The sequence below is a fragment of the Lentimicrobiaceae bacterium genome, assembly GCA_020636745.1.
Lineage (GTDB): Bacteria > Bacteroidota > Bacteroidia > Bacteroidales > Lentimicrobiaceae > Lentimicrobium.
This window is the reverse complement of sequence record JACJXH010000001.1, coordinates 686,785-700,084: the sequence shown is the minus strand read 5'-3', so window position 1 is coordinate 700,084 and position 13,300 is coordinate 686,785. Positions and strand designations below refer to the sequence as shown.

The 13,300-nt window shown below is 43.7% G+C and carries 11 protein-coding genes; 4 read left to right on the top strand and 7 right to left on the bottom strand.

Going from position 1 to position 13,300, the window contains the following annotated elements; all coding sequences use genetic code 11:
* Positions 1-5: 5 nt before the first annotated feature.
* The 5 genes from H6541_02765 to H6541_02745 all read right to left on the bottom strand — a co-directional run bounded on the left by H6541_02765 (position 6) and on the right by H6541_02745 (position 5,194).
* Positions 6-608 carry a V-type ATP synthase subunit D gene (locus H6541_02765; protein MCB9014690.1) on the bottom strand — a complete coding sequence of 201 codons (603 nt, stop codon included), beginning with the start codon at positions 606-608 and terminating at the stop codon, positions 6-8.
* A 66-nt stretch (positions 609-674) separates the two neighbouring features.
* Complete coding sequence (locus tag H6541_02760; GenBank protein ID MCB9014689.1) at positions 675-1,997, bottom strand: V-type ATP synthase subunit B; 1,323 nt, start codon at positions 1,995-1,997, stop codon at positions 675-677.
* A complete protein-coding gene (locus H6541_02755; protein ID MCB9014688.1) occupies positions 1,997-3,766 on the bottom strand; it encodes a V-type ATP synthase subunit A in 1,770 nt (589 codons plus the stop codon). Before H6541_02755 ends, H6541_02760 begins: the two co-directional genes overlap by 1 nt.
* Complete coding sequence (locus tag H6541_02750) at positions 3,753-4,595, bottom strand: DUF2764 family protein (protein ID MCB9014687.1); 843 nt, start codon at positions 4,593-4,595, stop codon at positions 3,753-3,755. Before H6541_02750 ends, H6541_02755 begins: the two co-directional genes overlap by 14 nt.
* Positions 4,595-5,194, bottom strand: coding sequence for a V-type ATP synthase subunit E (locus H6541_02745; GenBank protein MCB9014686.1), 600 nt, complete (start codon positions 5,192-5,194; stop codon positions 4,595-4,597). Before H6541_02745 ends, H6541_02750 begins: the two co-directional genes overlap by 1 nt.
* A gap of 395 nt (positions 5,195-5,589) precedes the next feature.
* Here H6541_02745 and H6541_02740 point away from each other — a divergent pair, with 395 nt between their 5' ends.
* Genes H6541_02740 through H6541_02730 form a run of 3 tightly spaced genes read left to right on the top strand, consistent with a single transcriptional unit; the run spans position 5,590 to position 8,088 of the window.
* Positions 5,590-6,477, top strand: coding sequence for a zinc ABC transporter substrate-binding protein (locus tag H6541_02740; protein ID MCB9014685.1), 888 nt, complete (start codon positions 5,590-5,592; stop codon positions 6,475-6,477).
* Between the two features lie 11 nt (positions 6,478-6,488).
* Positions 6,489-7,250, top strand: coding sequence for an ABC transporter ATP-binding protein (locus H6541_02735; protein MCB9014684.1), 762 nt, complete (start codon positions 6,489-6,491; stop codon positions 7,248-7,250).
* Positions 7,243-8,088: a metal ABC transporter permease gene (locus tag H6541_02730; protein MCB9014683.1), complete on the top strand. Its 846-nt coding sequence runs from the start codon at positions 7,243-7,245 to the stop codon at positions 8,086-8,088. The genes H6541_02735 and H6541_02730 overlap by 8 nt, the downstream gene beginning before the upstream one ends.
* A 174-nt stretch (positions 8,089-8,262) precedes the next feature.
* On the opposite strand, the gene H6541_02725 is transcribed toward H6541_02730, so the two are convergent.
* Together H6541_02725 and guaA are read right to left on the bottom strand one after the other, a co-directional pair.
* Complete coding sequence (locus H6541_02725) at positions 8,263-10,371, bottom strand: LysM peptidoglycan-binding domain-containing protein (protein ID MCB9014682.1); 2,109 nt, start codon at positions 10,369-10,371, stop codon at positions 8,263-8,265.
* A gap of 39 nt (positions 10,372-10,410) precedes the next feature.
* A complete protein-coding gene (guaA, locus tag H6541_02720; protein ID MCB9014681.1) occupies positions 10,411-11,943 on the bottom strand; it encodes a glutamine-hydrolyzing GMP synthase in 1,533 nt (510 codons plus the stop codon).
* A gap of 562 nt (positions 11,944-12,505) precedes the next feature.
* Here guaA and H6541_02715 point away from each other — a divergent pair.
* Positions 12,506-13,243, top strand: a complete 738-nt coding sequence (locus H6541_02715; GenBank protein ID MCB9014680.1) for an MBL fold metallo-hydrolase — start codon at positions 12,506-12,508, stop codon at positions 13,241-13,243.
* Positions 13,244-13,300 lie beyond the last annotated feature (57 nt).

Here is a 13,300-nt window from a genome sequence, read left to right as displayed (position 1 = left end):
AACTATCATCCTTCTTCCTCCATTCTTTGCTGACGGTCTTTTACAATTTTCTGAGCCGACTTGGAGAGATTCTCTTCGTCTTCCATAAACCGTTTGATTTTAAGGATGGCATCTTCGTAGCCGGGAATCTGCACCTTTTCGTAAAGGTTCACTTTTTGGGTTGTTTTGCGGCGGGCGTGATCGAGCAGGTGCATTTTACGATTATAAAATTCACTTTCGATGCCAATGCTGGCGAGTTGCCGCACAATACCAATACCATCGGCAAACCATGCAGGCCGGTTAAACAGACTAAACTCAGCGGTAGAAAATTTAACCTCTTCAAGAACAGGAATTCTAACACCGGCAATTTTGCGAACACTCAGGTCCACATCCTCTACTTTTACCAGGCTGAGGTCAAATTCACCCCACATTCTTACCATTGCGCTGTAGCTTTCAATGGCTGCATCAAGCTTCTGGCTGAGTGCCCCGGCCATATCCTTAGCCTTCTTCACCTCCATACGCAGCGCCGACTCTTTATTCTTGATGGTAGGCAAAGCCCGTACACGCACCTTCAGCTGTTTGCTTAGATCCTGTAACGAGGTTTTGTTATATTGAAATTTTATGGCCATCTGTTAATATTCATCAATTGCGTTAGCAAACAAAAATTTAAATTATTCAAACGCATTCTTGTCCAATCAGGAAGCTGGCCAGTACAAATCCACAAATTCCTGTTTGATACCTACCTCGGCCTTTGAAAAGTTTTTGCCAAACAATTCCCATGCTTTGTCGAGCATCATATCGGTGTCAATATTCACGTCAATAGCCAGCAAATCATTGGAATATTCTTTGGCAAAATTCATCGTACGTTCGTCGTAATTGGTAAGGTCAAAACCGTTTTCCAGTTTGGTTTTGGCGTTGGCAGCATCGGCATAAAGGCGCACGGCTGCATTCATTACCTGAGGATGATCCTTGCGGGTTTGCTTACCGATAACGAGTTGCTTGAGCCTTGAAAGCGACCTGAACGGGTCAACAATAACTTTGCCGATGTCCGAATCGCGGCGCAAAAACAACTGACCTTCAGTAATATACCCTGTATTATCGGGAATAGCATGGGTAATATCGCCACTGGAAAGGGTTGTTACGGCAATAATGGTAATAGATCCCCCGTCAGGGAATTGTACGGCTTTTTCGTAAATCTTTGCCAAATCGCTGTAGAGAGATCCCGGCATGCTATCCTTTGAAGGAATCTGGTCCATACGGTTGGAAACAATACTAAGCGCATCGGCATAAAGGGTCATGTCGGTGAGCAGCACCAAAACAGTTTCTTTTTTATCGAAGGCAAAGTATTCGGCAGCGGTAAGCGCCATATCAGGCACCAGCAATCGCTCAACCGGCGGATTTTCAGTAGTATTTACAAAACTGATGATACGGTCGAGTGCACCGGCATTATCAAATACATGCTTGTAATAAAGATAATCGTCATTCGTCAGCCCCATGCCGCCAAGAATAATCTTGTCAGCTTTAGCACGTAGCGCCACCATAGCCATCACCTGGTTAAAAGGTTGATCAGGATCGGCAAAGAAAGGTATTTTTTGTCCGGTTACTAGGGTATTGTTAAGGTCGATGCCGGCAATACCGGTGGCAATAAGTTCTGAAGGCTGCATGCGGCGCACCGGATTTACCGAAGGGCCGCCGATTTCGCGTACTTCACCTTCCACTTGCGGACCGCCGTCGATAGGTTCACCATAGGCATTAAAAAACCGGCCGGCCAGTTCTTCACCCACCTTCAGTACGGGCGGGCGACCCAGAAATACCACTTCGGCATTGGTTGGAATGCCCTCGGTGCCTGAGAAAATCTGCAGGGTAACCATATCGCCATTGATTTTTACCACCTGAGCCAAACGACCATTCACAATGGCCATCTCCTCATATCCAATACCCTGCGCCTGCAAAGTGCAGGTGGCTTTGGTTATCTGGGTAATCTTTGTATATATTTTCTGAAATGCCTGGGTTTCCATTATGCAATTTTCCTTTCTTTAATAATAGCTGCAAGTTCTGACTCGTATTTTTTGTAGTCATCAGACTGATAAACAGAATAGTTCATCTGTTTGAAAATATTAATCACCTGCTTGAAGTATGGGTTTACAGCTTCGAAACCATCGAAGTCAAAGTTGGTATTGCAAACTTCGAGCACTTTGCCAAGCATCTCTTCCTGACGGGCGATGGGTGTTGAGCTGTCAATTTTATCAAAGGCATCCTGCTGCAGAATCACAAAGTCAATGACTTCTGATTTCCAGTAGCGAAGATGATAATCAATGGGCACACCATCATCGCCGAGGATATTGATTTGCTCATAGGCCTCTTTACCACGGAGCAGAATATTTTTAGCTTCAAGCACCTTAGCCAGCCAGTCCGGAGCAATATTTTCGGCCAGATATTCCTGAAGTTCAGGATATTCAAGATACTTTGAGTAGCTATCGATAGGATCAACTGCCGGATAACGCTTGCTATCAGCACGCTGTTGCGAAAGCGCAAAGAAGCAGCGGGCAGCTTTTTTGGTTGATTCAGTTACAGGTTCCTTGAGGTTACCACCGGCCGGGGACACGGTACCGATAAAGGTAATGGAGCCAGTGCTTCCATTATTCAGAAATACGTAACCTGAACGGGCATAAAAGCTGGAAATAATAGCCGGGAGGTCCATCGGGAAGGCATCAGGGCCGGGCAATTCTTCCATGCGGTTTGACATTTCGCGCAAAGCCTGCGCCCAACGAGAAGTAGAGTCGGCCAGCAACAGTACTTTTAAGCCCATTGAGCGGTAATATTCGCCCAGGGTCATGGCAGTATAAACGGAAGCTTCGCGGGCGGCAACCGGCATGTTGGATGTATTGGCAATAATGGTCGTACGTTCCATCAGCTTTCGGCCGGTGCGAGGGTCGTCCAGTTCGGGAAATTCAGTAAAAATTTCAACCACCTCATTGGCACGCTCACCGCAGGCAGCTACAATAATCAGGTCGGCTTCGGCCTGTTTTGACAGTGCATGCTGAAGAACTGTTTTGCCTGAACCAAAGGGGCCGGGCACAAAACCTGTTCCGCCTTCAACGATGGGATTCATGGTATCGATGATACGAACTCCTGTTTCCATCAGCCTGTAAGGCCGTGGTTTATCCGTATAAGCTTTAATGGGAACTTTAACGGGCCATTTCTGCACCATACTCACATTCACCTGGCGGCCATCGGCATCGGCAAGCACAGCAATAGTATCCGATGCTTTATATGATCCGGAAGCATTCACACTTTTAACCGTAAATTTTCCTTCAAACTTAAATGGCACCATAATTTTATGGCCAATCCAGTTTTCTTTTACTTCACCCAGCCAATCGCCGGCTTCAACAACATCGCCAACTTTGGCAAGCGGTGTAAAGTCCCAGCTTTTATCCAGGTCGATGGGTGCTGTATATTCACCACGTTTCAGGAAGGTACCTTCCATTTTGTCGAGGTCGTTCTGCAACCCGTCGAAGTTACGCGAGAGAATACCAGGGCCCAGCGTAACCTCAAGCATATGGCCCATAAATTCAACCGGTTCACCTACTTTAAGGCCGCGTGTGCTTTCAAACACCTGTGTGTAAGCCTTGTTACCAATCACTTTGATAACCTCAGCCATGAGGTTAACACCACTCAGGTTGATAAAACAGATTTCATTCTGAGAAACCGGACCGTCGGCTTCAACGATAACCAGGTTGGCGATAATACCGGCAACTTTTCCGGTGGTCAATTTATTTTTTTCCATCTTTTACTGAAAACTCGTTAGGAAATTCATAGCTGTTGAGCAAATCGCCGAGCAGGCGTTTAAACATTTCTTCGCCGGTGGGTTGATCCAGTTTGAGCCAGCGTTCAATAATGCCCAGTTTGATAAGGTATGCAATCAGTACTTCAACTGAAAAGTAGTTGAAGGTATTCAACTCATCGAGGTAAGTCCACCTGAGTTGGTCTATGGCTTTTTCGCGGGCAAGAATATTTTCGGTATCGGCAATCTGTAATACTTTTTCAATCCAGGGCCATTCAGCAGAAATGCCCAAATCGCGCGCGTTGCTTTTGCGGATGATTTCCGCTACCGGATGAGACCCGATTACCTGATTTTCGTAAGGGATATTGTTTTTGCGTGCAGCAAGAACAAGCAGTACGTTCTTTAGATTTAATTCAAACTCAAACCAATGCCGGATAAACTCAGCTTTTGACTCGAGCATTTCGGCATAGAAAAGTGTTGCGAGTTCGTTTTCGGGACTCAGCTGAGGGTAAAGCCGTGTTTCAGCTCTGAAACTTTCGATAAACCTGAGCATATAGGGCTTCAGATTTAATGGTTCCTTCACTTCTTCTGTCAGGAATGCAGGTGGGTACAAGCCCTGATTTAACAGCTCTGCCTCCTGCTTTTGCAAAAGCGCAAGCAGGTTGAGGTTATCGACAGGCAGCAGGAAGGGTTCAAGCAAAGCGGCGTCATTTTTACTGAGCCCCTGCCGGAGCTGTTCAATAAAATCAGCAACACCTGTTTGCAATTTCCCTTGCTCAATAGTAATATCGGGCAAACCTGCAACGAGGAAATAATAATTTTGTCTTCCCATTATTCGGCCCCGAATATGAGGTTAATGGTACGGGGACGCATAAACGACCTGAAGAAACTCACAAAATCATCATCAGTAAAACTGATAACATAGCTGTGATCTTTAGGCCCGATTTTAAATCCACCTTTAACTTTGTCATCAAAGGTAACTTCAAGACCTGCGCTCATCACCTGCTGAAGGCGGTTGCCAAAATACTGTTCAAGCTGCTTTTCATCTGCAGCCGGCAATACAAGCGAAGCGTCACTGTTAAAATTCTCGATGGCTTTCTGAATAAGACTTCCGATAAATGCTTTATCTCCTGTAATTTCTTTTACCGGAGCATCTACCACTCTGGCTGTAATCAGCGCAGCTATTTGCTGCCTGATAGCGCTGATAGCTTGTTTTGACGACATCCGCACCTCTGACTGGGCATTGCGTTGCATGTCGGCAGCACTGTTTTGAGCCTGTTTGAGCAATTCGTCAGCTTCGCGACGGGCATGGCGCATAATCTCTTCAGCCTGTTTTTGTGCACTCTCAATAATTAAGGCAGCTTCCTGGTTTGCTTTCTCAACTCCTTCGTTGTAAATTTTACGGGTAAGCTCCTGAAGTTTATTTTCCATATTGGAGATTTGTTATCAAAATTTGTGAAGCAAAAATAATAGATATTTTCAATCCTGAAAATATATTTGCTCCGGAACAACAATTAAATTACAAATTGAAATACAGCCATATTACTGATTCACTTTTAATTAAACAATTTTACTCATTGTTAATGAATTAACAAAAAATAACATTTGCTCTTCTGCCTTTTCTATGAAACAAAATACTTACACCTGATAAATTATCACCGAAAATGTTCAAATCATCAGTCAAATCGGGGGTTTCATTCAACAGGCTTCGGCTCTTAAACAAACGTGAATGCCAATTGTTAAGTATCCTTGTAATTTTTGTAATTTTGCAAAGAGGTTCAAAACACGCTGTGAATGGAATCTCACCAGAAAAATAAGACAATTTTATGCGCCGTTCTCTTTATTTATTTTCCCTGATTTTCACCATAGGCTTTTTATCATGCCAGCAGAGTAGCAACATCAATAAAGACATTAAAACAATAACTGTAAGCATATTACCTCAAAAGTTTATTGTAACGCAAATATCAGGTGAACAGGTAAAAATCAATGTATTGGTTCCTGAAGACGCCAACCATGAAACCTATGAGCCAACGGCTGCACAGATGGTTGAAGTTGGAAATTCGCAGGCCTATTTTTCACTGGGGCATCTCGATTTTGAAAACAGCTGGTTGAACAAGCTGCATCAGAGCAATCCTGAAATGAAAATTTTTGACACTTCAACCGGCATTGATTTAATTGCAGCAGAAGAACATGAACACGGCGACCATACGCACCAAAGCGGCATTGACCCCCACATTTGGCTATCGGTATCAGCGGTCAGGATACAGGCCGAAAATATACTGGAAGGGCTAAAGGTAATTGATTCGGTTAACGGCAAATATTATGAGGCCAACTACCAAAAGTTTATGCTTACCCTTGATTCGCTGGATGCTGAAATTCACCGTTTGTTTGAATCTATTCCATCGCGGAGTTTTATGATATATCATCCGTCATTAGGTTATTTTGCCCGCGACTATCAACTGGAGCAAATTGCCATTGAGCAGGAAGGAAAGGATCCCAGCCCTGCCTATATGAAAAACCTGATTGATTTGGCTGAGGCAAAAAATATCAGCACAATTTTTATTTCATCGCAATTCAGCAAACAAAGTGCGTTAACTATTGCAGAACAGATACACGCAAAAGTAGAAGAGTTTAACCCTACAGCGCCTGACTGGATAAATAACATGAAGTCAATAGCAGGGAAACTGGCAGAATCAACGCATGAAACAAAATAAGTTTCTGTATTATGGCTGAGATACTCAATATAAAAAATGCCAGTGCGGGTTATGCCGACGAGTTGATCCTCCGAAACATTAACCTGAGCATTGAAGATTTGGATTATATAGGGGTGATTGGCCCCAATGGTGGCGGTAAAACCACCCTGGTGAAACTTATTCTCGGCCTTATCAAACCCATACAGGGAAGTGTTGAATTTTACAACCAAGACAACGGAAACCTGATTGGTTACCTGCCTCAGGTTAGTCAGATTGACAAAAGATTTCCGATTACGGTGCTTGAAGTGGTACTTTCAGGATTGATGTCAGCAAAAGGGCGGTTTGGCTCGTACACCTACAACGACAAGCTTACAGCATTAGAAACGTTAGATTTGATGGGCATTGTTGACCTGAGGTCGAAAAGCATAGGTGAATTGTCGGGGGGGCAGATGCAGCGGGTATATCTGGGCAGGGCAATTGTAGCCGAGCCCCGCCTCTTGATATTGGACGAACCCAATACCTTTGTTGACAATAAATTTGAGCATGATTTGTATGAATTATTGAATGAGCTTAACCAAAAAATGGCCATACTGATGGTCTCACACGATGTGGGAACCATCACCAGTTATGTAAAAACCATTGCCTGTGTTAACCGCAACCTTCATTATCACCGGTCAAATATCATCACTGAAAGCCAGCTGGCATCCTATAACTGCCCCATACAACTGATTACCCATGGCGAAGTGCCACATACGGTATTGGGCGAACACATTCATACGCATATACATGAATAACAGCATTTTTCATCTGTTCAATTACAGTTTTTTCACCAATTCATTGTTGGCAGCACTGCTGGCAAGTATCAGCTGCGGAATTGCCGGTTCTTATATTGTTGCCAGGCGAATGGTATTTATAAGCGGAGGCATAACCCATGCCTCTTTCGGAGGAATAGGCATTGCCTGGTTTCTGGGGCTCAATCCAGTGCTTGGGGCTGCAGTGTTCAGCGTTTTATCGGCCATTGGCATTGAACTCACAGCCAGCCGGACAAACATCCGCGAAGACTCAGCCATTGGTATCCTTTGGTCGCTGGGCATGGCTGTTGGCATTATTTTTATTTTTATGACACCCGGCTATGCGCCCAATCTTATGTCATATCTGTTTGGCAGTATACTCACGGTAGGCACAACCGATTTATGGTTAATGGCTGCACTGGCTGCTTTTCTGGCTTTATTTTTTACTAAATTCTATCACCTTATTCTTTTTATTGCTTTTGATGAAGAATATGCCCGCTCGCACCGGGCACCGGTTCAACTATTTAAATACCTGCTCATCAGCCTGGTAGCCATTACAATTGTGCTCAATATCAGGATAGCAGGAATTATCCTCGTGATTTCGTTTCTTACCATTCCTCAGTCAACAGCTAATTTATTTACCCACAATTTCAGTAAAATCATTTTTCTTTCCATTCTCATAGGCATACTGGGGTCTGTTTCCGGGTTGCTGGCTTCCTACTATCTGAACATTCCTTCCGGGGCAACCATCATTTTTGCCTTCGTGCTTATATTTGGCCTTTCCAAATTATTTAAGACCCTTACGGTAAAATTGTCGATTAAAAGGCAGGTAAAAAGCTAATGTATAAAGACAGTAAACATGGCCGGCCTAAACATTTGACCGCTTACCGATGAACTTCATCATCCCCGATTGACAGATGAAGAATATTGCGCTTCAAGAAACTTGAACGGTGAAGCAGCTGACCAATACAACTGCGACGATGCCCATTGAAGGCAAAAATAAAAAAGAAGGAAACTACCTGTTGACCAGATATCTTTTATAATCCTTGAGTCTGTAGACTGAGGTTGCAGTATTTTCATATCCGCCACTTTCAGTTTTCCAAAACCTGAAACCAGTGCTAAGACCATTGTGGGCAGCGTGACTGAGGCACTCCTGAAAGTCTCTTCCATAATTCATCAGGCTCCGAATAAAGAAAAAACTGAGGTCATAACCCAAATAAGCCAATTCTGTCTGGCCGGGCTCTGTTTTATAGTTTTCTCTGAAACGCTCAACAAAGCGGCAAACATCAGGTTTGGTGTAATCGACAAACCATGGACTAAACAAGTGCGTATCGAGATTCAGCATATAGGAAACGTCCAAATCCATATTTTCCCACTCAGGCAAACCAAAAACAGTTATATCATACTTTTCCCTGTCGTCGTTCAGGTTTCGCAGCAAAGCAGGCAACAAGGCCTTATCGGCAGTAAGCATAAAAATTACATTTTTACGTCCGGCAACCATGCTTTTCATCAGGCCGGCATCATGCGATTCGCTGTAAATCAAATCCTTTGGATTTACGGCTCCACTACTGTGTTTTCCAATAGCCGTGTGCAATACAGCAGCCATACTCTTGTTTTCTTCACTATTGCGACGCAAAATAATCACATTGGCATCGGCATATTTATCGGCAATATACCTTGCCGTTTCATTGTATTGAGTCCATAAAGATGGCTGAGCTTTAAAAACATAAGGATTGTCTTTCAGGATTTCGCTTCTTTGCGACAGCGGGTTGACAATGGGGATGGAGTGGCTTGCGGCATAATCGGCAGCCATTTCAAAACTTTTCGAGAAAAAAGGGCCAATAATCAAATCCATTGTGCTCAATCCATCGTTTGAAATAATTCTGCGCATTTTAGAAACATGCTCTCCGGCATCAGCATCATACACATACAATTTACAATGCAGACCCGCATTTTTGAGGGAATCAACAGCCAGCATGGCTCCTTCATAAAACTGAATAAAATCAAGCGATTCATAAGCAGAAGGCAACTTCAGTTCAACAGGGTCAACAATAGCGATACTATCTGTTTCTTCAAGCTGGAAAGGAATAAGCAATGCAATACGAAGTTCCTTATCCTGATCGGCTGAAGGACTGCATGGCTGACCTGCGGGTTTAACCTTTGTACTTTCAACAGCCGGTATTTCATTTTGTTGCACCACTTCAGGCTTCGCCTCTTCTACTTGATTTTGCTGAGGAATCTTCACAATATCCCCTTTTCGCAGACTGCCACCCAGCCCCGGATTGGCTTTAAGCAAATCGCTGATGCTTATTTCGTACTTTTTTGAAATACTGTACAATGTCTCTTTACGTTCAACTTTATGCTCTTTATAAGTAGCTTGCGGTTGTTTTTGAGGAATCGGCACAACAGCCTGCGTCTGTTCTTTCTGCAGCGGAACATAAATCAATTGTTCAGCTTTTAATCCGCCGGCCAGTTCAGGATTTAAGCGCTGAAGCTCTTCAACTGTAATGCCGAATGTTCTGGATAAACTGTAAAGGGTTTCATGCGCCAGTACTTTATGCAAAGCATATCCTTCCTTTGCTGATTTTACAGTGATTGAATTATCAGCAAGCGGAGCAATTGTTTCGTTGGCAGAGGCAGCTTTTTCAGGAATTATAACCTGCATACCAATTCGAAGGGTATCAACACCAGGATTGGCAGCCAGCAACTCCTTCACCGGTACTTCATAAATTCTGGAAAGCCCATACCATGTTTCTTTGGGCTCGATGGTATGTAAACGGTTGCCGGCGTGGGTAGCTTTCGGGGCAACAGGTTCAGCAGAATCCAGAGCACTGGTTTCTGCCTTATCCCGGGTTGGCATTCCCGACTTTACCGGAATCTTGATAACCTGATTAGGTTGAAGCCCGTCTTTGATATATGGGTTCAGGCCAACGATTTCAGCATCTGTAACGTTATACACACGTGAAATTTCAGCAAGGGTTTCTCCGTCGCGAACAAAATGGATATAACAGGGCACACCTTTATATGTCTCTATAATATCAGATTTCGTAATTTTTTGAGCCTGCGCAGTGAGCAAAAAAACAAAAAGCAGACAGCCGGTAATCAGTAGGGTTAATCTTTTCACGTCATCGGAATTATATTGAACAAACACTTCAAAACCTGCCTATTCCCATTCGATAGTTGCAGGAGGTTTGGAGCTGATATCGTAAACCACGCGGTTTACTCCTTTTACCCTGTTAATGATATCGTTTGACACACGGGCAAGAAACTCATATGGCAAATGCGACCAATCAGCAGTCATTCCATCAGTAGATCCAACAGCGCGCAAGGCAACAACGTATTCATAAGTACGCTCATCGCCCATGACCCCAACTGATTTTACAGGCAGCAACATCACACCAGCCTGCCAAACATCATGATATAAGCCTGTTGACTTTAATCCATCAATAAAGATAGCATCGGCTTCCTGCAAAATCCTGATTTTTTCGCGTGTAATTTCGCCTAAGATACGAATTCCCAAACCAGGACCCGGGAATGGATGCCTGCTGAGGATATCGGGATCAATATCAAGGCTTTTGCCCACCCTGCGCACTTCGTCTTTAAAAAGGCTCTTGAGAGGTTCAACAATGCTTAGCTTCATATAGTCGGGCAAACCACCCACATTATGATGCGATTTGATAGTAGCAGACGGGCCGCCATTTACAGAAACTGATTCAATCACATCAGGATAGATAGTCCCCTGTGCCAGCCATTTTACATCACTGATTAAGTGAGCTTCGTGGTCAAAAACCTCAATAAAAGTTTTGCCAATGGCTTTACGTTTTTGTTCCGGATCGCTTAAGCCTTCCAGTGCGGCCAAAAAGCTATCGCCGGCATCCACCCCTTTTACGTTGAGGCCCATATGCTTGTACGAATCGAGCACTTTGGCAAACTCATCCTTGCGCAACAGCCCATTGTCAACAAAAATGCAGTGAAGATTTTGGCCTATGGCTTTATGAAGCAGCACAGCGGCCACCGATGAATCCACTCCTCCTGAAAGGCCAAGCACCACTTTATCGTTGCCCAGCTTTTGCCTGAGCTCTGCAATGGTTGATTCAACGAACGAAGCCGGAGTCCAAAGCTGCTGACAGCCACAAATACCGACAACAAAATTCCTGAGCAGAATGGCGCCTTCGGATGAGTGATGAACCTCAGGATGAAACTGAATGCCCCAGGTTTTTTCATTGTCCACCTGAAACCCGGCAATTTCCACATCGGCGGTGCTGGCTATGATTTTAAAATTATCGGGTTTACTCAGAATGGTATCGCCATGCGACATCCACACCTGACTGCCATTACTCATTCCGGCCATCAGCTGATTAGTAATATCAATAAACCCCAGATTGGCCCTGCCATATTCCCTTATTTTTGAAGGCATAACCTCGCCTCCTGAAGTTTGAGCCAGGTATTGCGCACCGTAGCACACGGCCAGTAAGGGAACTTTTCCGCGAATAGCGCTTAAATCAGGATATGGAGCATCCATATCTCTGACCGAAAATGGACTTCCGGAGAGGATAACGCCTTTGATCCACGGTGTAATTTCCGGAATTTTATTGTATGGATATATTTCACAATATACATTTAACTCCCTGACCCTACGGGCGATGAGTTGGGTGTACTGCGACCCGAAATCTAGAATAAGAATGGTTTCCTGCATGGGGCAAAGATAGAAAAAAGCTATTGGATTGCAGATTCAGAATGATAGATTTAAGATTTTAGATTACGGTTGTTTGCCAGATTCAACTCACTAACCCGCAAAAAGCATAGTATTTCTGACATCGTGTAAAATGATTTATGACGGAGCAAAGCGTTTTCGATGGTTTCGAAAATTAAATTTGATTGTCACAAACAACCTTCAGACGAGTATTCAACTTTGCCAATGTTGGCGCTCCCCCTCACAAACATGGGAAAGAGGAGGACCATAAAACATCTTGCTAAACTTCAGTACTGTAAAAAGTATCCCGATTATTCATAATTTCCACATTGACTCGCATAAGTTCTTATTTTTGACATCTGTAATCAATTAAAAAAGAATAACTTTCAGGTCTGGGTTAAAATCTCAAATCACTATCTTTGTTCTTTCATTCTGCATGATTGTCCAAATAAAAAACTAGCTTTGTTTCAAACACACCTGCTCACATTGCTCATCATAAGATTCTTTTTTCTAACAATGAGCACTTAAACCCTCAGCGAAAAAAGAAACACAAACGGCCAGCATCATGAATACTTCAGAAATAAAAAAGGCGAATAACCAATGGCTGACTTCGGACGGTACTCTCGTCAGAAAAGTATGCGGAGGCCGGTGTAACATATTTCTGATATCAAAAGCAGGAGCCCATATACTGGTAGATACGGGCATGGATTTTATGCGACGGAAACTTATCAGAAGGCTTGACGAAATGAAAATTGAGAACCTGCAATATCTTATTCTTACACACACGCATTTTGATCATGCAGCCAATGCCAGTGCGATAAAAGATAAGTTTAACCCCAAAGTTATTGTGCACGATTCAGAGGCCGCTTTTTTGCTATCGGGCGACAGTCCATTGCCTGCAGGCACCAATACTTTTACCCGGCAATTGATAAAAACCTTCAGTAATCCGGTTCGAAAAATGGCCAGATATAAACCCTGCCCCGTTGACATTCATGTTCATGAAGAGGTTGACCTTTCTGTGTGTGGCATTGACGCACGGGTTATTCACACTCCCGGACATTCACCCGGCTCGGTAAGCATATTGATTGACAACGAAATAGCTCTGGTCGGTGACACGCTTATCGGAGTTCTCCCCAACAAATGCTTCCCTCCTTTTGCCGACAATGTTGAGGAACTGATAAAAAGCTGGAGAAAATTAATAAAGTTCAAATGCACCCTGCTCTTACCTTCGCATGGAGCTCCGCGGTCGCTTGTTTTGTTAAAACAGAATCTGATGGCCAGAAGGGCAATGGCCAAAGTTTAACATCTGCACCTGTTTTTACCCTTAAAAATCCAGCAGCACGCTTCCAGGAGTAAATGC